Source organism: Flavobacterium aestivum, assembly GCF_026870175.2.
Classification (GTDB): Bacteria; Bacteroidota; Bacteroidia; order Flavobacteriales; family Flavobacteriaceae; genus Flavobacterium; species Flavobacterium aestivum.
In genome coordinates this window covers 2,665,387-2,688,525 of record NZ_CP113977.2, presented here as the reverse complement: position 1 = coordinate 2,688,525, position 23,139 = coordinate 2,665,387, and the positions used below count along the sequence as shown (strand labels likewise).

General features: G+C 36.2%; 9 protein-coding genes, 1 tRNA gene and 1 pseudogene. 3 read left to right on the top strand and 8 right to left on the bottom strand.

What is annotated here, in order from left to right:
* Positions 1-312: 312 nt before the first annotated feature.
* The 7 genes from OZP08_RS11695 to OZP08_RS11665 all read right to left on the bottom strand — a co-directional run bounded on the left by OZP08_RS11695 (position 313) and on the right by OZP08_RS11665 (position 10,686).
* A complete protein-coding gene (locus OZP08_RS11695; RefSeq protein WP_281321900.1) occupies positions 313-1,740 on the bottom strand; it encodes an MATE family efflux transporter in 1,428 nt (475 codons plus the stop codon).
* A 90-nt stretch (positions 1,741-1,830) separates the two neighbouring features.
* Complete coding sequence (locus OZP08_RS11690) at positions 1,831-3,636, bottom strand: IucA/IucC family protein (RefSeq protein WP_281321899.1); 1,806 nt, start codon at positions 3,634-3,636, stop codon at positions 1,831-1,833.
* Between the two features lie 10 nt (positions 3,637-3,646).
* Positions 3,647-4,246 carry a GNAT family N-acetyltransferase gene (locus tag OZP08_RS11685; RefSeq protein ID WP_268846267.1) on the bottom strand — a complete coding sequence of 200 codons (600 nt, stop codon included), beginning with the start codon at positions 4,244-4,246 and terminating at the stop codon, positions 3,647-3,649.
* Positions 4,247-4,257: 11 nt separating this feature from the next.
* On the bottom strand, positions 4,258-6,687 hold the full coding sequence (locus tag OZP08_RS11680) for a GNAT family N-acetyltransferase (RefSeq protein WP_281321898.1): 2,430 nt from the start codon (positions 6,685-6,687) through the stop codon (positions 4,258-4,260).
* A gap of 2 nt (positions 6,688-6,689) precedes the next feature.
* On the bottom strand, positions 6,690-7,802 hold the full coding sequence (locus OZP08_RS11675) for a heparan-alpha-glucosaminide N-acetyltransferase domain-containing protein (RefSeq protein WP_268846265.1): 1,113 nt from the start codon (positions 7,800-7,802) through the stop codon (positions 6,690-6,692).
* Between the two features lie 10 nt (positions 7,803-7,812).
* Positions 7,813-9,144: a lysine N(6)-hydroxylase/L-ornithine N(5)-oxygenase family protein gene (locus tag OZP08_RS11670; RefSeq protein ID WP_281321897.1), complete on the bottom strand. Its 1,332-nt coding sequence runs from the start codon at positions 9,142-9,144 to the stop codon at positions 7,813-7,815.
* Between the two features lie 9 nt (positions 9,145-9,153).
* Positions 9,154-10,686, bottom strand: coding sequence for a pyridoxal phosphate-dependent decarboxylase family protein (locus tag OZP08_RS11665; protein WP_281321896.1), 1,533 nt, complete (start codon positions 10,684-10,686; stop codon positions 9,154-9,156).
* 417 nt (positions 10,687-11,103) lie between these two features.
* Between OZP08_RS11665 and OZP08_RS19730 the strand changes: the two are divergent.
* A pseudogene (locus OZP08_RS19730) lies at positions 11,104-11,254 on the top strand (transposase); the annotation flags it as partial.
* An 81-nt stretch (positions 11,255-11,335) separates the two neighbouring features.
* Here OZP08_RS19730 and OZP08_RS11655 read toward each other — a convergent pair.
* A complete protein-coding gene (locus OZP08_RS11655) occupies positions 11,336-11,962 on the bottom strand; it encodes a response regulator transcription factor (protein ID WP_281321894.1) in 627 nt (208 codons plus the stop codon).
* Between the two features lie 440 nt (positions 11,963-12,402).
* On the opposite strand from OZP08_RS11655, the gene OZP08_RS11650 reads away from it, so the two are divergent.
* Positions 12,403-12,487: transfer RNA gene (locus tag OZP08_RS11650), tRNA-Ser, on the top strand.
* Between the two features lie 637 nt (positions 12,488-13,124).
* Positions 13,125-23,120, top strand: coding sequence for a T9SS type B sorting domain-containing protein (locus OZP08_RS11645; protein WP_281321893.1), 9,996 nt, complete (start codon positions 13,125-13,127; stop codon positions 23,118-23,120).
* Positions 23,121-23,139 lie beyond the last annotated feature (19 nt).

The window sequence follows — 23,139 nt, the reverse complement described above, 5'->3', positions numbered from 1 at the left end:
TTTATATATTTACTACTTAAACCTGTTCAAACTATTAAACTTCTAATTTTCAATCATTTTTTGATTGTAATTTTTAATTCATTATATCTCCTTTAGAAAATTACTAAATTCAACAGCTCAAAATTGAGAGGGCAAAAGCGAGACCCTAAAATAGGAAAAAACATAAACTCTTCAATACATTATAAAACAAATACAATTCCCTCTTTCTCTACTAGTATGAATTTCAAAAGAAACTTTAAAACTCAAAAGCCTTTTAACATTAATACTTAAAGGCTCTTGACTTTTTGACACTCTTTCAAAAACCACCTCCTTCTAAACAACAATCCTCTTCCATTTTCCTTGTCTGTAAACAATCAAACTCAAGATAGTTATAAGCGCTTCTGCCACTGGAATTGCGATAAAAACACCTATTGGTCCTAATTTATAGTGATGTACCAAAAGATAAGCAAACGGAATCTGGAACAACCAGAAACCAAAAATATTAATCCAAGTGGGTGTCCAGGTATCCCCTGCACCATTAAAAGTGTTATTTAAAACCATTCCCAAACCATAAAAAATAAAGCCGACACTCATAATCTGTAGAGCGTTTACAGCAATTTTTACAATTGCTGCATCATTGGTAAAAAAGGAAATAAGATAATGAGCGCTAAAAAAACAGATTAGCATTATAAACCCCATAAAAAGCATATTGTATTTGGCTGTTTTATAAACCGCTTTTTCGGCTCTCTCGATTTTTTTTGCCCCCAGATTTTGTCCCACCAAAGTGGCGGCTGCATTACTAAGTCCCCAAGCTGGCAGAATAAAAAACATCATGATCCTAATTGCTGTCTGATACCCAGACGAAGCATAATCCCCTCCAGTGGTTGCAACAAGATTCGCTAGAAAAATCCAACTGCATGAAGCAATTACGTATTGTAAAACACCTGGAGTGGCCAGCTTTATAATCGCCTTAATTAAGTTTATATTCGGAATAAAATAATTCCATTTTATTTTTAAAATTCCTTTTCCGTTAAAAAGAAAAAAACATTGATACAATACACCAATCGCTCTTCCTGCTGTGGTTGCAATTGCTGCTCCCATAATTCCCATGGGTGGAATAAACCAAAATCCGTTTATTAGAATAGGACAAAGAATTATATTAGAAATATTGGCAATCCATAAGCTTTTCATGGCAATAATCGCATTTCCAGCTCCTCTAAAAATTCCGTTAATCAAAAACAGTAGCATCACCACTACACTTCCAGCAATCATTATCTGAGTATATACTGCTCCATAAACTATAGAAGATGGGGACGCTCCCATTAATCTCAGAATGTCTTTAGCAAATATAAAACCAGGTATACTAATCAACACATTAATAATTACAGCAATAACTATTGCCTGAACGCCAGATTTTGCGGCTTCTTTCGCTTCTTTCTCTCCTATTCGTCTTGCTACAATTGCTGTTGTAGCAATACTTATTCCTATGGCGATAGAATAGATAATCGCAAAAACTGATTCGGTCAAACCAACTATCTGAATGGCGTGATTACTTTCTTTTAAATGACCAACAAAATACAAATCGACTAAAGCAAATACCGATTCCATTACCATTTCTAGAACCATCGGAATAGACAGAATTATGATGGCTTTCCGGATGCTCCCTGATGTAAAATCGAATGATTCTGCCTTTTTCAAAATTTCAAAAAACCGATCAAATACACCGCGAATTGACTTTACTGACCTTGCAAGATATAACATAACTATTTTTTAAATTCAAAAATTCAGTTTCCTTTCCAAATATATAAATCTAGAAAGAAAACTGATTATAATAAACTATTTCTTCTGCAATTAAAGCACAGCTGAAAATTTAGTTTTAAGTGTGAATGTAGAAATTGGATTTTTTAGTTTCCCTACAAATTGAAGACTCTCTATTGGTGAAGCTAAATCAAGCATTTGCTTGTTATTTCGCAATTGCAGACGATTCAAGCAGCAGGAATCAAATTCTGAAGCGAATAAATTATGCTTCTTAAATTGTTCTTCTAAATGTTGATGGGTTTCCTGATATTCATAGACACAATTAGCGACTTCCTCCCAAAAATCACTTTCTGATAATGTTTCTGATTCTGATAAAATCGCTGAAAGAAATCGGAAATAGAACTGAAAAACATCATTGAATAAACACAAAACCTTCAACGGTTCATTCATCTCAATCTGTATACGTTTTGCTTTTTCCGGCAGTTCCATATTGGTATTAAAAACCATTACTTCTTCTGTAATATCTTTCATAATTGCTTTTACTGGAATATGATTCTCAAATACTAAAATCAAGTTTTCTCCATGGGGCATAAAAACCATTTCATGTTCATAAAAGCAGTGTAGCAAAGGCGATAGATACGCATTTAGATAACTCTTTATCCATAATTTTGAACTTATTCCAGATCGTTTAATTAATTCCGAAACAAAAGATTTTCCAGATTGGTCAACATGCAATAATGCTGCCATTGTCATGATGCTTTGTCCTTTGGATAATTTTGGAATTGGACTTTCTCGCCATAAAGCGGCCAGCATTTTGTTATGGGGAAGACTTCGACCCAGTGGTTCGTATAAAAAATTACGATATCCTATTGTTGCAACTTCTCCTAACAATGTAAATCCCTTTTGTTGTAGGTAAGCATCGTTTTCTACCACATCGGCAACCCATTCAGTAATTGTTGGCGTGCTTTCCATATAATAGGGAGACAAACCGCGCATAAATCCCATATTGATTACCGATAGTGCCGTTTTTACATAAAATTTCTCTGGTGAACTGGTATTAAAAAAGGTCCGAATGGATTGCTGTGCAGAATAATTATCGTCACCATAACCAAGACAAACTAAATGACCTTCGGCTATATCCGGTGCAAAAATAAGAGCTAATTTATTGAACCATTGCCATGGATGTACTGGAAAAAAGTAATAATCATTGCTGTTAAAACCCCTTGAATGCATTAAATCTTCAAAAGAAGCAATCGTTTCTAAAGACAATTCCTGAAAAAGAACTTTTTTATATTCTAAGCCTTCAATTCCTGAAAATGTCGCTCTGCTCCTATGCCCTGCTAACCATAATAATTGCATAGGCGCATTTGCTTCTGGAGAAAACTGAGCAAAATCGTCGATATTAAAACCATTTTTTCCGCTATTCGCCACAAAACAGGGATGCCCTTCTGTCATTGCGTGCTCAATTACCTGATAATCCTGATCTACTAATTCTTTAGATGAATATTTTTCGTTTGCAATCTTATAAGCCGTACTGTATAATGTACTTGTAATTTCTTCCAGATAAGTCGGCAGAAGCTTTTCATCAATTCCTAAAACATCTTTAAACTCAATTAAAAATTCTAATAATCGCAACGGTACTTCTTCTCCACTTACTGTTTTCTTTTTAATAGACTGAAGCGAAATTGACCAATGATTTAAGACCAAAATTGATGCATCAAAAGTATATTCGAAGATTCTGTCTGGTGAATATACACTGTATGAATTGCCGCTTTTTAATACTGGAACAATAAGCAATTCGTGGGCAAACTCGCTTAATGTTTTCTTTAGCAAAATTGCATTGGCTTTATCCCAATTGCTTTTGGTTATATGCGCAATACTTGTAGTTGGTATTTCCATTTTTTTTAATTTAAATAGACTGCAAAGCCTTGTAGTAATCTTTACGGGTACAAAATTCGAGATGGGCTTTCTTATGTGGTAGTTCGACTATCTTCTGAAAAACAAATCCTGCTTTCTTATTCAGCAAATGAATTTTATGATTGCGAGCATCTGGCTCAACAATTACTCGCTGATTATTGGCATCACAAAAAATAAAATCCAGAATCACGGTAAAAATTGACCATGTAAAATTACTTATCGATTTCTCAAAAGGTGCCACAAGAATATGCATGCCCTTATCCCCTTTTTTGACCTGATAATATTCTCCAATAGTATCTTCTTCTGGATTATAACATTCTAACAAAAAGGAAACCTCATCATTAAAAATCCCCATATAAACATCAGTCTTTTCGAGAATTTTGCTATACGAATCGTATACTTCCTGCAAAGAGAATCCATTCATTCCCCAATAAACGGCATAATCACGATTTACCCAATTATGAAGCAGCGGAATATCTGTATCTAAATCTATGGGACGAAGCTCAAAAACACCTAAACCCGGAATTGTTTTCACAAAAACAATATCTGTAACGGCTTTATTTTCAGGATGAGTTATTATAGTATTAATCATCTGTTGCGGGTTTAAGCTATTATTTTTTTATACGGCGCGATCGGGTTTTGCAATTTTCCCAGAAATTGCAATAAAGCTACCGGATCATCAAGGTCTATCATTGTTTTATTATTATTCAATTGCAAACGGTTTAAACATGACAATTGAAATTCATTGGCAAACAAATCATATTGCTCAAATTTTAATGCTAAATGCGGGTTTGCTTCTTGATAATCAGAAATACAATCTGCCACTAATTCCCAATAACGATTTTCGTTGTAGCCATCGCTTGCGACCAAAATTGCCGACATGAAACGGAAAAAACCATCAAAAACATCTATAAAAATAGAAAGCAATTTTACGTCTTCCGGAACCTCAGCATACATTCTGTCTATATTTTTTGGTATAACAACATCTGGATTTAGGATAACAGCTTCTTCGGTAATGTCTTTCATAAATGAACGAACGGGAACATGATTTTCTAATCCTAAAATTAGATTTTCACCATGTGGCATAAAAACCAAATCATATTCATAAAAACAATGCAGTAATGGGCTTAGATATACTTTAAAATACTCCGTTAACCAATTATCGATAGACAAATTAGAAGCTTTTATAATTTCTGAAACCAATGCTTTTCCGTCTTTATCGATATGTAAAAGCGCCGCCATTGTCATTAATTGTTCGTCGTTTTCTAATTTAGCAACCGGACTTTCTCTCCATAAAGAAGCAATCATTTTATTGTACGGATTGTGTTTTCCAAATTCTTCAAAATACGGATTGATGTAACTCACAGAGGCAACTTCGCCAAGCATTCCGAAACCTACTTTTTTCAAGTATTCATCTTTGCTTAATAACTGATCCAACCATTCGGCCATTTCTGGAGCTGTACCCAAATAAAACACTGGTAAACCACGCATAAAGCCCATATTTAGTATAGAAAGTGAGGTTTTAGTATAAAACTTTTTAGGGTTGCTTAAATTAAAAAGTGTCCTGATAGATTGCTGTGCCTGATACAAATCAGGTCCGTAACCTACACAAATCAGTTTTCCTTTGGCAATTTCCGGCGAAAACAAATTGGCCAGTTTATTGAACCATTGCCACGGATGAACTGGTATAAAGTAATAATCTTTTGGATTGGCTCCTTTTTTCTCGATAATACTATTAAAATGTACCAGCGTTTCTGTTCCTAATTCCTGCTGAATCAAAGTATCATAATCCAGCTTTTTTGTCCCTGCATAAACAGTTCTATCGCGGTGACCTGCGAGCCAGATAATTTTAAACGGATTTCCTGTTTCCGGAGCATACGCTTTATAATCCATACTGTTGTAACCAATACGACCATTATTGGCAACAAAGCCTGGATGTCCTTCCATCATTGCCTGCTCGATAGTCTGAAAATCTGAATTGGCTAGTGACTTGGAGGTCGAATTTTCCTTTAATAATTTATAGGCACTTCCGTATAATGTACTTATGATTTCTTCGATGTAAGAAGGTAGTAATTCATCTGAAATCCCCAAGCTTGTTTTAAACTCCCGAATAAATTCTACTGCATCTAAAACTGCTTTTTCACCTTTATAGATTTTAGAAATAGAGTTTAACTCAATATTTAAATGATTCAATGCAAGTTGTTGGGCATTAAAACCATATATTATAGTATTATCATCTGAAAGCAAAGAATACTGATTACCATTTTTGTCACTTTTTTCTAAAACCGGTTTGATTAAAAGCTCATGCGAAAACTCACAAATTGCTTTTTTTACCAATAGCCGATTTGCTTTTTCCCATACTTCTGGCTGTATATGTGCTATGGCATTTTGCGGAAATTCTATTTGATTTTCGTTATTCATTTCAATATAATTGAGGTTAAATAAATTTGTTTTTTTGATAAATTGGTCACGATTACAGAATGCCAACAAAGCGGTTTTATGTGGCAAGCAAACTACTTCTGAATCTACAAAACCTACCCGATGACAGATTTTAAACATTTTTTCATTTCGAATATCTGGTTCTACCAAGATGCGCTGCACTTTTAAATCACTAAAAATAAATTTCATGATTCCAGAAAAAATATACCATGTAAATTGCTGAATATATTTCGTGCAGGGTGCAACTATTACGTGCATACCACAATCGTAATCTTGAACAGGATAATAATTTCCTATGATGTCCAGTTTTGGATTATAACGTTCTAATAAAAAAGAAACTTCTCCATTTACGAGTCCTATAAAAATATCCGATTCACTACTTAATTTTTCATATTCAGCTCGGACTTCTTCTAGCGATTTACCTTGCATTCCCCAATATTGTGCATAATCACGATTAACCCAGTCATGTATAATTTCTGTATCGACTTCCAGTTGTAAAGGCCTAAAATCAATTGTACCAAATTCTGGAATTGTAATTGTATAAATGGGGTTTAGCGATCCTTTTATAACAGGTTTTCCATTATATAAATTCATTTTTATACTGTTTTAATTAATTGATTTATTGGCTCTTTAATCCATTTTTCTCGCAATAGATTACGAACTGAATTGTATAAAATCTGAATAGAGACGCTCAAACCTATAACAACCGGAAATAAACATAAAACCGTGATTTGGTCATGCTCCCAAAAACCAATTACATACATTCCCCAATTGATCAAAACCCATTGGATCACATATAAACTCGTTACATTTTTGCTACAGAAAATAAGCCCCTTAAAAACAGGATTATCTTCTTTAAACAGATTAACAATACAATTTACCACCCAGTAAAAAATCATATTGACTCCTAAAATTAAAATACTACCACCTGGACCTAAGTGATAATAATCTCCAAAATGATATTCAGAATTAGTAAAATTTAGAATCCCGCCAATTGCAATAAAAACAAAACCAAGCAATAACATTTTTCTAAAAAATACCGTTTGATTCTCCTCTAATTCTTTATACCATCTTCCTAAGAACATTCCCAGTAAAATAAAGGCACTCCAAGGAAAAACCGGGAAATACACATTAAACCTATCACTGAAAAATAAATCGCAGATATAATCTAATCCCACAATCCCGATTCTATAGCCGCTTATTTCTTTAGAAATTGCAATTATTGCCAAAGCAACTATTAATGGAACGTATTTGCTTTTGCTAAAATGGTTGATAGTTCCCATTATAAACAGTGTTACGCCAGCCAATTGTAAAATATCTCCCAAAAGCAAAAAGAATATTCCTGTTTCTAATGTCCCCGATTTTAATTCGTACGCGCTCACAAAAGCTTCTGGTAGTCCGCCAAATATGAATTCTGGAACCAGAAACTTCAAGAAATTCATTCCGTAACCAATCGCTAAAATATATAGACCTCTTCTGCATACTTTTAGAAAACTCTGTCTTCTTGATAACACAAACGAAATTCCCATACTTACCAAAAACATAGTTGTTCCTCGGCCCAACCATAAAGTGATTTCTCCTAAAATTGAATTGGTTTGTGTTGGAATATCTCCGTAAATGAGCATGGTATGAATCAGCATCATAAAAATCACACTCATTCCCCGAGCTATATCTATTGCTAAAATCCTCTTATTCTGTTGTATTTCCATCGCTTTGTAATTATGAGATTTCTTCAAACACATTCGACTCAACAACTTCAGACACAGCAACTCCAAACTCCTGAAAAGCAATTTTAGATTCAATCTTATAATGCTCTACTCCTGTCATTTCTTTAATAATGTATGAATTGCGATAGCATACCATTCCTAAGTCTGGCGTAACAAAACCGTGTGTGTGCAATTCTGCATTCTGAACAAAAATTTCACCTCCGTTTGTATCTATGCTGTAATTTCTATTGGCAGCAAAACGTCCTTTTTCATCCCACTGAATTCTCGATGAAATTCCTTCTATAAAACGAGGCAGCTCATAACCGTAACCTGTTGCCAAAACCAATGCTTCTGTAACATGACGGTATTTTTTATCCTGTTCAACCTGATGCAATTCTAATTCAAAAGACTGTGTATCTTCATCATAATCTGCTTTTATGCAAGCTGCATTGGTTCTTAAATTCACATCAATTTCTGCTACAACTTTTTTAGCGTAAATGGTATCGAAAATCGCCCCTATCAAATCCTTGTTGATTCCTTTGTAAAGCAGTTTTTGCTCTTTTAACAGATAATCCCTTTTTTCTGCCGGAAGGCTATAGAAATAATCTACATATTCTGGAGAAGTCATTTCTAATGTGAGCTTGCTATAATCCATTGGGAAGAAACGTGATGAACGCGTAATCCAGTTAAGCTGATATCCATAAACGTCAATTTCCTGTAATAAATCATTAAATACTTCGGCAGCACTTTGTCCGCTTCCTAATACCGTGATGGATTTTTGCTTTTGAAGCGCCGCTTTATTCTGAATGTACCCTGATGAATGAATTGCTTTTCCTTTTAGAGATTTACAGGATTTAGGAATATGTGGTGCAGTTCCTGTTCCTAACACAAGCTTTTTGGTTTTGTAAAAAGTAACTTTATCAGTCTTGGTACAAGTGGTTTGTACAATATAAATTGCCAGATTTTCATCGTACTCTATAGTTGAAACTTCAGTATTAAAGAACACATTTGGCAATTTTTTAATCGCCCATTGGCAATACTGATTGTATTCATTTCTTAACAATAAAAAGTTTTCACGAATGTAAAACGAGTACATTTTGCCTTGTTCTTTTATATAATTCAGAAAACTAAACTCACTTGTTGGGTCAGCCAGAGTAACTAAATCTGCCAAAAAAGGAATCTGCAACGTTGTATCCTGCAAGAGCATACCTGGATGCCAGTTGAAAGATTCACTTTTGTCAAAGAATAAACCGTCAAGGTTTTCAATTGGCGCGGTAAGACAAGCAAGGCTTAGATTAAAAGGTCCTACACCAACTGCTATAAAATCGTATATTTTATTTTCCATAATGAGTAATTAATTTATTAGTAAATATTCTTGACCGTGAGATACGATTAAATCAATGATTTCTTCGATATCGGTGGGAGTTGTAAGCGGATTTAGTAAGGTGAATTTCAAGTATACTTCGTTATACACTTTGGTGCTGGTAATAATCGCTTTTCCTTCATTGAAAATCGCTTTACGGATATAGCTGTTTAAACCGCAAAATGGTCTTTCATCTGCTTTCCAAGGTGTGTAACGAAATACGATTGTGCTGATTTCCGGGTGGTGAATCAATTCAAAATCGTTTCTGTTTCTCAATAAATTTGCTGTAAAAAGTGCGTTATCGATTGCTTTTTCCATATAGGTACTTAATCCATCAGTACCAATTATTCTTAAGGTAAACCATAGCTTTAAAGCATCAAATCTGCGAGTGGTTTGTATTGATTTTTTAACCATGTTCGGAATCCCCTCGTCTTCCTGTTCTTTAGAGTTCAAATAATCTGCATGGTATTTTATGTAGTCAACATAGGACTTGTCTCTCATAAAAAAACCACTTGAACTTACGGGTTGGTAAAACGTTTTGTGATAATCTATCGTAACAGAATCTGAGAGTTCTATTCCGTCTAATTTATTCTTATGCTCTTCGCTTATTAATAAGCCACCTCCATAGGCCGCATCAACATGAAACCACAATTTATTTTCTTTTGATATGGCTGCGATTTCAATTAAAGGGTCAATTGAGCCAAAGTCTGTAGTTCCTGCAGTACCAACAATTGCTATTGGGATATTCCCTAAATCTTTTTGTTGCTGAATTACTTTTTTTAGAGCCTGAATGTTCATTTTAAAATCCTTATCAACAGATACAGGAACTACTGCATTCTGACCTAATCCCAATAAACTTAGGTTCTTTTTTAAGCTAAAATGACTTACTTCTGAACATAAAACTCTAAACTTAGAAGCATCTGCTGGAAGTCCGTCCATTTTAGGATCTATATTGTAATGCTTTTTTATATAATGATCTCTTGCTAAGAGCAATCCCATCATATTAGACTGTGTTCCTCCACTGGTAAAAATCCCATCAGCTTTTTTAGGATAGCCTAACTTCTTTATTGTCCATTCAATCAGTTTCAATTCTATAAAAGTTGCTCCGGTACTTTGATCCCATGTATCCATTGATGAATTCAAGGACGAAATAAACGCTTCTGCTACTAGCGTAGGTGTTAAAATTGGGCAATTAAGATGCGCTATATATTTTGGATCGTGAAAATGAATGCAATCGTTAAGATAAATATCTTTTAATTCGTCTAGAACATAGTCAAAACTTTTGCCTTCATAATTATCTTCAAGAACTATTGAATCTATTTTTTCCTTAATTGAAGTAATACTTGCACCTGTAAATGGCGTATCTCTATTCTCCAAATGATCAGAAATTACTTTTATTGCCTTTTTCATACTCTTTTTATAAAGGGAAATGGCTTTTTTATTATTAGAAAAGATATGCTTATGATGATCTTTTTCTAATACATTCTCCAGCTGAATTGTCTTTATTTTTTGTCTTGCTTCCATTGTTTGTTTTTTTTATTTAGAATCATTCTAAAGATTTTCAAGCAAAAGTAGATTCGATAAAAAGTAAAGTCAATACTACATTAATAGTAAATAAAGTTGCACAAATGAGGTACTGTTTCTACCTCATTTGTAGTATAAAACAACCGATAAACTGAGTTTGATTATTATTTCAGGAACTATATAATTTGAATGCAAAAAAAGAATAGATATAACACTAAACAACTAATAAACAGTATTTTATACAATAAATTATTTTATAATTGATTTGTACAAAATGCTGATATATGTTGTTGCATTGATGAATTTTGCAATAATTTTGATTATTGCATCAAAACCTTCATAGTTAGAAAGTCATTAAGACTTCCATCAGCAATATCTAAAAGAAAAGATTTGCTGAATTGATACAAAGCAATATTCAAACAGAATAAAGTTTTTAAAGATATTACTCAAATTGACAAATCGACAATGGGATAATTGTATCGATTCAAATTACATATCGTCATTAATACTAAAGGCGAAATCTTAAGTTTTACAATAAGTCAAGCTAATGTATACGATAGAGAACTTTTCGAGGATGGGAATTTCTTGATAGCAATTTTGGAAAGCTATTTTCAAGCAACCTATTTAATAATAAATAAATTGAATGCAATTATATGATTTTTTTCTCAATAGCATACAGTATAAGCTCTGGAGTGGTATGCCTTCCTGTTTTTTTCATAATATTTTTGCGATGAGTTCTAAAAGTATGGATACTGATAAAAAGCTCCGAAGCAATACTTTTTCCGTTATTTCCCTGAGCAATTTGTTTTAAAATCTCACATTCTCTAAAAGTAAGCTTTTCGTTAGTGTCTGATGTTGGCAAAACCAATACATCTATAAGTCCATTTAACGTTTTCGGACATAGATAACGCTCACCATTTTCAATCTTGTATAGAGCATCAAAAATGGTCTGCTCCTGACAATCTTTAGAAATAAAACCATTAATGTTATCACAAAGGAAACTATTTACCGTTTGCTTGTTTTTGAAATGTGATAAGATGATGATTTTACAACTTGGATAAGTCATTCTAAGATGCTTAAAATCGTCTTCGTAGAATAAAAAAATATTATTAGGATCGATAATTAAATACTCCACTTTATACTTTCCTAAGTGATTAAGCAACTCATCTTTTGAGCTTACTACCGTTAAGTTTGCTGCTTTTACAAACTTCTTGAGTGTATATCTCAATCCGATTATGTGTAGGTTTTCAGAATCAGCAATAAGAAAGTTTTTCATTGTTATTTATATTTAGTCTAAACAAAAATAAAAAATAAAATGAATATTACTCAATTAAATTATATTATTGAAAAATAAAATAAGAAAATAAATACATAAACATAAAATAAAGAGCAAATTAAGCTACATTTTTATAATTAGTTAATTTATTAATTCTTCAATAGCTTTATATCTCAAAACAAAACCAAAAAATTTCTTTTCGGGTTTTTTCTTTAAAATCAGTGTATAAAAAACAAGCCTATCTAAAAACCAATTTTAAAATACTGAATTTTAATCGCATAAAATTTTAAATATGATATCGATAAAATTTAATTTTGCTTTCCACCACCTATAAAAAAGAGGTATTTGTATTTTTTTAAGTAAATTTTCAAAAAACACATTGTAAATTAAAAAAACTTATTATATTTGCACCCGCAATCAGATAATGAAAGCGACATACTGGAGAAATGGCAGAGCGGTCGAATGCGGCAGTCTTGAAAACTGTTGACTGTAACAGGTCCGGGGGTTCGAATCCCTCTTTCTCCGCAAGAATTTAAACCCGAAATGAAAATTTCGGGTTTTTTTATTTTGGTAATACTCTAAATTCTTCATTGAATTTCAAGGCTTTCGATGCCTTCTTTTTTCCAATAAAAAAAGTCTCCGATTATAAAACCTAAATCCTGACTTTTCTACTTGCATCCTTCATATGACAATGTTTTTTGTAGAACAAATTCTACAGCATACTAGTTTTTTATCTACACACTTTATTAGTTAAACTTATTAGTAAAGCACTAATTTTAAACATTATTATTAATATATGTCACATATAATTTGTTTCAACAAAGCAAGAAGATTAAACCACTGACATTTAATACTTTATACAATATTTTGACTCACTGAGTGAAAATTGATTTATTAGTGTACAGTTTTTTATTAAGGTGTTTTGATTTTAATATTAAATCAAATCTTGTAAAAAAATGCCACATAACATCTATTAGCAAAATTTATATAATACTTATGAAATAGTTGTTTACGACTAGATTTAAAAAAAGATGTTACAGATATGGCAACTAAAAATATAAAATGAATTTTGTCAGTCTTAATATTTTTTTATAAGTTGTAATCTAAATTTTATTTTTGCCACAAATTTTTGCATACAAATCCTAACTAAAATCTATTTACGATGAAAAAAAAGTACATTCACTTTTTGTTGTTACTCTTTTTATTTTTATTCCCGAGATTTTCAGCTAATGCGCAAGTACCATCAACCCCTGTTGATTTTGAATTCTGGTTTGGTGTGCCAGGCTGGGCACCTGGATATAACTCCCCTCAAAAAATTCACTTTACCGGAGTGGGTACAGGAACCAATACTTATGCAATTGATATGCCTGCAAATGCTGCATTTAATGGCGGTACTCCCCTTACCGGGACAGTGGCTGCTGGTGGTTCCGCAATTGTGGATATGTCATCCTTCATTGCAGCCATTACTGTTTCACCAGCCAATAGCATTGTAGACAGAGGGCTTCGTATCCGTATTTGGGGACAAATGGGAGCTTATTATGCTAATGAAACAGGTAATAATTATGGTACTATTCCGTTGCGTGGGCCAAATGCTTTAGGTACTTCTTTTATAGTACCAGGTCAAAATTTATATGCGATTGGAGGTGCGTATGCAGGAGCAAATGCTGAAACAGTCATTACAGCTACTGAAGACAATACGATTGTTACCGTTACACCTTCTGAGGCAATTATTGGTCATGGTGCCAATGTGCCTTTTAACATCACACTTAATAAAGGTCAAAGTTATCGAGCCGAAAGTACGACAAAGAGTGGAAAACATTTGGCAGGGACGACAGTTACTTCTACTAAACTTGTCGTAGTAACCTATAGTGATGATTTAATACAGGCTGGTGGCGCTGCTGACAATGGTGGAGATCAGCTGGTACCAGTCAGCAAACTCGGAAATGCTTATGTACATATACGTACCAATCTTTCAATAGCTGAAAGTATTTTCCTGACAGGGAGCCAAAATGGTACCACAATAACAATTTTTGATGGTACCACTACTACTACCAGAGTTGTTGATCAAGGCCAAATGGTGCGTTATGACCTGCCGGCAGGAAAAAATGCTGCTTATATATCTTCGGACAAACCCATTTCTGCCTACCAGTTAGGAGGTGCCGGTGCCGAATTAGGGTCTGGGATTTTGACCCCCGTTGCCAGTTGTAAGGGTATTAGCTCTTTGGCTTTTCAATATCCTACTTCGGCTAGTTCTTCCTTTTTTAACATAGTGGTTCCCAGTGGATCCGAGGATGAATTTACCGTAACAAGTAATGGTGTTGCTGTGCCAACCGCTATAATGGCTTCAGATTTTGTTGATGTTCCCGGCTTACCTGGCTGGAAATATATGCACAAACAAATGAATACCATTCCAAATATTTCTCCGGGTAGAACTTTGATCATAAAAAATACAAACCCGACATCGGGTAAATTCTTATTTTATCAAAACATGTACTCAACTGCCGGTGGTGGTGGTGGCGATTTCAGTAATTTCTCTGATTTTGGTAATGTAGTTTTGTTTCCTACTGCAAATCATGTTTGCGGTTCTAACACCCTAGAGTTAAAAAGTGGTTCCATTCAATATAATACAACGATCTCCAGTTACAGTTGGACAGGGCCAAATGGTTTTACCAGCAACATATCAGATCCGGTTCTTAGTAGTTATACGGCTGCTGATATGGGAACCTACGTGTTAACTGTAACCGATTCTAATGGTTGTACTTATACAGAAAATTTGACAGTAAATCTTCCTATGACCGATATTACTGTATCTCCAAATAACCCAACAGCGTGTACCGGTGCAGCTGTCCATTTTACCTCAGTACCTGTTCCTGCAGAAGCAGTTCCAACGAGTATAAGTTGGACGGGACCAAATGGTTTTACCAGTACCGAGGCTAATTTTGACATTAATACTCTTAATGCTTCGCATGAAGGTACTTATACTTGCACTTATATTGATAAATACGGTTGTTTAATATCAAAAAGCACTACACTAACAGTAGATCCTAGTGTAGTAACACCTTTTACAGTCACTATATTAGGTTCAGATAAATTAAATTGTGGTACACCTTCTGTCTCACTTTCTGCTGCTGGCTATACTGCAGGGTTAAATTATGAAACCTATAGTCCTTATGATGCCACTTCGCTTTTTACCAGTTCAGATTTTACGACAATAGTACGAGGCTTTTACAATCAAAACCCTACTAACATAGGTGTGGCATCTCAAATGAACCTTACTGGTCTTACCGGTATTACCCCGGCATCCTCAACGGCTTATGGAGTGAAGTACAAAGGATTTATTAATATTACCAATGCAGGAACGTATACTTTTTATACCAATAGTAAAGACGGAAGCAATTTATATATAGATGGATCTTTACGAGTAAGTAATGATGGGGGGCATACCATAACAGAAGTTGCCTCAACAGCATTTTCACTTACTGCTGGCTATCATACTATTGAAATGAATTATTTTGATAGTTCATCAGGTGCGGGCGCTTTATCGGTTTCTTATCAAGGACCTAGTATTGCAAAAACCGCAATACCAGCGTCCGTTTTGTTTCATTCAGGAGGTTCTGCATCGGGAAGTCTCACCTATAGTTGGACGAATAGTAACAATGCCACTGTTGTTAATGGAAATTCGCTTTCAGTAACAGTACCGGGTACTTATACGCTAACTGGTACCAGTGCCGGTGGAGGTTGTAGTTCTTCTTACAACTACGAAGTAAAAAAAATTGATGATTATGATTATAATGACTTAACATCAACATGGCCGGTAGCACAAGCAAAAATATTGAGTTGTATTACTGCGGGTGTGCCTTCAGGAAATAACGGTGCTGTATGGGCAGGTAGCGGAGTAAGCATTGAAACAAGTCCATTACGAAATGTAACGGCAACGGCTGATACTTTTGATGATGGATTGAGCATACCTTCTACTTCGGGAACAACAATTACCACCAATATCAGTTTAAATAGTAATACCCCAGGTACAACAGTAAATTATGGATTATGGTTTGACTGGAATAATGATGGGGATTTTTCTAATGATGTTGATGGTAATGGCAATAGTGCTTTTTACAATGGCAGTGGTACTGCGGGAAGTACAATTACTGCAACAGTTGTTGCACCTGCGGGGGCTTCATCAACATATAAAACCAGACTTATAGTAGCCAGCATACCAATAGATTTTACAGGATATGATGATATTTACACAAATGGAGAAGTTGAGGATTATGCTAATTTACAACTAAGTGGTACTGTTTTTAATGATGCTAATGGTCTAAATGGCAGTCCAGCCAATACGGTAAACGGAACAGGTACTAATGCCGGTGGTTTGACCGCAGTATTAGTTAACAGCTCAGGAAACGTAGTGGCTAATGCTATTGTAGCCGCAAATGGAACTTATAATTTTTCATTAGTAAGTCCTATCGCTGGCACCTATAGCATTGTTTTGAGTACAACAGCAGGTACTGTTGGTTCTCCGGCTCCGAGTGCCAGTTTGCCTTCAGGCTGGGTTAACACAGGAGAAAATCTTGGGACAGCAGCAGGTAATGACGGTTCTGTAAATGGTATTTTGACCAATGTCACTATAGGTATAACCGCTGTGGCAAATGCAAATTTTGGAATTGATAATCGACCAGTTGCTAATTCTGCATCCTCATGTCAAGTTGATCCTGGTGGAAATACCAAGGTAAGCGTGCCGGTTTTAACAGGTACCGATATTGAAGATGGTACTTATAATGGTACCAGTAGTACTAACACTATAAAAATTGTAACCCTACCAACCAATGGGGTTTTATATTATAATAATGTTGCAGTAACAGCAGGACAGATAATTTCAAATTACAATCCTAATTTATTAACTGTAGATCCTAACGCCGGTTTTGACACGATATCATTTACTTTCAGCGAAATAGATGCCGCAGGAGTAGAAAGTTTACCAGCCTCAGTGACTGTTTCTACAGCTTATGCTGGTCCTGACCAGTCAACATTTGTAGGGCTTTCTGCAACTATGGCAGCAGTTGGAACAGGTACATGGACGGCACTGGGAAGCAATCCTGATCCGGTAACAATCAATGATCCAACTAGTCCAACAACCACTATTACAGGTTTTGATACTCCATCAGGGGTTTATAATTTTATATGGACCAACACTAATGGATGTACAGATACTGCTATAGTTGGTACACCATTATCTGTAATTATTGCCAATGATGATGTTGGAACTCCAGTAAACGGACTCACCGGAGGAACCTCATTAACGAATGTATTGTCAAACGACACCTTAAATGGAAATCAAGCAACAACACTAAATGTAAATATCTTTTTCGGAAGTTCGACCAATGCAGGAATCAGTTTATCAGGAACAGATGTTGTAGTTGCTCCAGGAACACCTGCAGGAAATTATACGCTAACCTATAGAATTTGTGAGAAAACAAATCCTACGAATTGTGAAGATGCAATTGTTACCGTTCCTGTAATAGGCTCAGATCTAGCAGTTGTCAAAACGATTAATAACCCAACGCCAACCATAGGAACAAATGCAACTTTTACGATAACAGCTACCAATAATGGACCGGTTAACGCAACCGGAGTGAATATTGTAGATACGTTACCATCTGGTTATTCCTTTGTAAGTGCTACCCCAAGTACAGGAACATGGACAGCGCCAAACTGGAGTATAGGTAATTTAGCCAATGGAGCAAGTGCCTCTTTAGTGGTAGTTGCCAAAGTTAATGCTAGCGGATCCTATGCCAACACAGCGATCATCTCAGGAAATGAGTCAGATACTGTACCGGCAAATAATACAAGTACCGTTACACCAGCACCGGTTTCAAGTTGCGATTTATCGGTTGTTAAAACAGTTAGTACTAGCACTCCAACAGTAGGGGCAAATGTAACTTTTACGATAACCGCTACTAACAATGGTCCAAGTGATGCCACAGGAGTAAACGTTGCCGAAACGCTGCCTACGGGTTATACATTGGCAAATTCAACTCCATCAGTGGGAACCTATAATGGAACAACTTGGGCGATAGGAAATTTGGCCAGTGGTACAAGCGCTACTTTAACAGTAGTTGCTATTGTTAACGCTAGTGGGTCTTATGCTAACACGGCAATAATTTCAGGAAATGAACCGGATCCTACACTGCCAAATAATACCAGTACAAGTACGCCAACGCCAGTGGCAAGTTCCGATTTATCAGTTGTTAAAACGGTTAGCAACGGATCACCTGTAGTAGGTACAAATGTTACCTTTACAATAACGGCTACTAACAATGGACCAAGTAATGCTACAGGAGTAAACGTTGCAGAAACACTACCAGCCGGTTATACCTTTGTAAGTGCCACCCCATCTGTGGGAACCTATAATGGAACAACATGGGCAATAGGTAATTTGGCTAATGGAGTAAACGAAACCCTAACAATAGTTGCCAGAGTTAATGCCAGCGGACCCTATGCCAACACGGTATCTATTTCAGGAAATGAACCGGATCCTGCACTGCCAAATAATACAAGTACAGTTACACCATTACCGGTATTTAGTACTGATTTATCTGTTGTTAAAACGGTTAATACCAATTCTCCAATAGTTGGTACAAATGTTACTTTTACGATAACTGCCACCAACAACGGTCCAAGTGATGCTACAAATGTGAATGTTGCAGAAACACTGCCATCAGGTTATACCTTTGTAAATGCAACAGCATCAGCGGGAACCTATAATGGCACAACTAATTGGGCAATAGGTAATTTAGCTAATGGGGCAAGTGCTACTTTAACGATAGTTGCCACAGTCAATGCTACAGGATCCTATACTAACTCGGTAATCATTTCAGGAGCTGAGCCGGATCCTACAACTCCAAATAATACAAGTACAGTTACACCAATACCTGTGGCAAGTAGCGATTTGTCAGTTGTTAAAACTACTAATCTTGGAAATCCAATAGTAGGAACTAATATAACTTTTACAATAAGAGCCACCAACAATGGACCAAGTGATGCCACAGGAGTAAACGTTGCCGAAACACTACCAACGGGTTATACCTTTGTAAGTGCCACCCCATCTGTAGGAACCTACAATGGAACAACCTGGGCAATAGGTAATTTGGCTAATGGAGCAAACGAAACTTTAACAATTGTTGCTACAGTTATTGTAAGTGCTACGAACGACTATGCAAACACGGCATCTATTTCAGGAAATGAAACAGATCCAGTAACTTCAAATAATACAAGTACAGTTACACCTACAGCAACACCAAACGCAGATATATCAGTTGTTAAAACGGTTAGTACCAATTCTCCAAGAGTAGGAACGAATGTAACTTTTACAATTGCAGTCACCAACAACGGGCCAAGTGATGCCACAGGCGTGACTGTCGCAGAAACGCTACCATCAGGTTATACATTGGTAAGTGCTAGCCCATCAGTGGGGTCATATGATGGCACAACTACATGGACTATAGGTAATATGCTCAATGGTGCAAGCGCCACCTTAACGATTGTTGCCAAGGTTAACGTAAGTGTTACGAACGACTATGCCAACACGGCATCTATTTCGGGAAGTGATCCAGTTGATCTTGATCCAACAAATAATACAAGTACAAGTACACCAACACCGGTGGCAAGTAGTGATTTATCAGTAGTTAAAACAGTTAGCACACGTACCCCAATAGTTGGAACAGATGTAAGTTTTACGATAACGGCTACTAACAACGGTCCAAGTGATGCCACAAATGTGAATGTACAAGATGTATTACCATCAGGCTATACTTTTGTAAGTGCAACCCCAAGTACTGGGACCTGGACAGCGCCAAACTGGACTATAGGCAATTTGGCCAATGGAGCCAGCGCTACCATAACAATTGTTGCCACAGTTAAGGCAAGTGGCCCATACGACAACACGGCAACCATTTCAGGAACTGAAACAGATCCTGAAATGTCAAATAACACAAGTACAGCTGAACCAATAGTACCTATATTTAGAGCCGATTTATCTATTGTTAAAACGATTAATACCAATTCTCCAATAGTCGGTACGAATGTGTCTTTTACGATAACGGCTACTAACAACGGTCCTAGTGACGCCACAAATGTAAATGTTGCAGAAACACTTCCAACTGGTTATACCTTTATAAGTGCTAGCCAATCGGCAGGATCATATGATGGTACAAGTACATGGGCTATAGGCAATTTGGCCAATGGAGCCAGCGCCACTTTAACGATAGTTGCCAGAGTCAATAACAGTGGTCCATATACCAACACGGTAACCATTTCAGGAAATGAACCGGATCCTACCCTACCAAATAATACAAGTACAGTTACACCGGTACCAGTATTTAGCTCCGATTTATCTGTTGTTAAAACGGTAAGTACCAATTCTCCAATAGTTGGAACAAATGTTACTTTTACGATAACGGCTACCAACAATGGGCCAAGTGATGCCACAAATGTAAATGTTGCAGAAACACTACCATCAGGTTATACTTTTGTAAATGCAACCCCATCTATGGGAACTTATGATGGGACAACTTGGGCAATAGGCAATTTGGCTAATGGAACAAGTGCTACTTTAACGATAGTTGCTACAGTCAATGCTACTGGATCCTATGCTAACTCGGTAACTATTTCAGGAGCTGAGCCGGATCCTACAAGTCCAAATAATACAAGTACAGTTACACCACTACCTGTACCAAGTAGCAATTTGGCAGTTAATAAAGTGGTAAGTACAAGTTCTCCAATAGTTGGTACCAATGTGACTTTTACTATTACAGCCACCAACAATGGTCCTAGTGATGCTACTGGGGTAAAAGTTGACGAAACGCTGCCAACTGGGTATACCTTTGTAAGCGCTACCCCATCTGTGGGAACCTATAATGGGACAATCTGGACAATAGGCAATTTGGCTAATGGAGCAAACGAAACTTTAACTATAATAGCTACGGTTAATGCCAGTGGATCCTATACCAACTCAGTATCCATTTCAGGAAATGAACTGGACCCTGCACTACCAAATAATACAAGTACAGTTACACCAGCACCGGTATTTAGTAGCGATTTAGCAGTTGATAAACAAGTAAGTAATGGATCTCCTGTAGTAGGTACGAATGTGACTTTTACAATAACAGCCACTAACAATGGGCCTAGTGATGCCACAGGGGTAAAAGTTACCGAAACCCTGCCAACGGGTTATACCTTTGTAAGCGCTAACCCATCTGTAGGAACCTATAATGGGACAACATGGACAATAGGTAATTTGGCTAATGGAGCAACCGAAACTCTATCAATAGTTGCTACAGTTATTGTAAGTGCTACGAACGACTATACCAACACGGCATCCATTTCAGGAAATGAATCGGATCCTGTATTTGGGAATAATTCAAGTATAGTTACACCAATACCGGTATCTAGTAGCGATTTGGCAGTTGTAAAAACGGTAAGTACAGGTTCTCCAACAGTTGGTTCGAATGTAACTTTTACAATAACAGCCACCAACAATGGGCCTAGTAATGCCACAGGAGTAAACGTTGCCGAAACGCTACCAACAGGTTATACCTTTGTAAGCGCTAACCCATCCGTAGGGACCTATAATGGGACTACATGGACAATAGGTAATTTGGCCAATGGAGCAACCGAAACTCTATCAATAGTTGCTACAGTTATTGTAAGTGCTACGAACGACTATACCAACACGGCATCCATTTCAGGAAATGAATCGGATCCTGTATCTGGGAATAATTCAAGTATAGTTACACCAATACCGGTATCTAGTAGCGATTTGGCAGTTGTAAAAACGGTAAGTACAGGTTCTCCAACAGTTGGTTCGAATGTAACTTTTACAATAACAGCCACCAACAATGGGCCTAGTAATGCCACAGGAGTAAACGTTGCCGAAACGCTACCAACAGGTTATATCTTTGTAAGCGCTAACCCATCCGTAGGGACCTATAATGGGACTACATGGACAATAGGTAATTTGGCCAATGGAGCAAACGCAACTTTAACCATAGTTGCTAAAGTTATTGCAAGTGCAACGAACGACTATACTAACTCGGTATCCATTTCTGGAAATGAATCTGATCCTACAATGGGGAATAATACAAGTGCGAGTACTCCAACACCGGTATCAAGTAGCGATTTGGCAGTTACTAAAACTGTAGACAATCCTACTCCAAATGTTGGCGACAATGTCACTTTTACCCTTACGGCTACCAATTCAGGACCTAGTGATGCCACCGGGGTTCAAGTTACAGAGTTATTGCAATCGGGTTATACTTTTGTAAGTGCAACAGCTGCGGTAGGCACTACATATAATAACACTACAGGTCTTTGGACTATCGGAAACCTTTTAAATGGTGGCAGTGTAGTATTGACCGTTACGGCCAAAGTAAATGAAAGCGGTGTTTATACCAATACTGCTACAATTTCCGGAAACCAACCGGATCCTGTTAGCAATAACAACAATCCAAGCGTAACACCTGCTCCGGCACATAAAATTGCTGCGGTTAGGGATGATTATACAGCAAATCCAGTTAGCACGTCAGGAGGTGTTTTATCAAATGTAACCAGCAATGATAAGCTTAATGGTCAACCTGTAAATCCTGCAAATGTCGACATTAAATTGGTAAATCCGCCTTCATCCGGTTTCTCAGTTGATGCTAATGGCAATATCACCATTCCGCCTGGGTTAGATGTTGGAACTCATACCCTTGAATATCAAATTTGTGATAAATTAAATCCTAATAATTGCAGTATTACTATTGTAGAATTCATCGTTGTCGACGCATGTGATTTAGACGATTCTCCTGCAAGTTGCGACATTGTTGTTCACAATGCATTTACTCCTAACGAAGACGGAACTAACGACCATTTCCATATAGATAATATAGAAAGGTATAAAACCAACAGAGTACAGATTTATAATATATGGGGTGTTTTAGTTTATGAACGAAATGGATATGATAACACTACAGTTGCCTTTAAGGGATACTCGGAAGGAAGGACTACGATCAATAAATCAGATGGTTTGCCTGATGGTACCTATTATTATGTAATAGAATATACCAAGGCAAACAATGTGGTCAAAAACTCCGCAGGTTATTTGTATTTAACTAGATAAGAATCCTTTATATCATAAA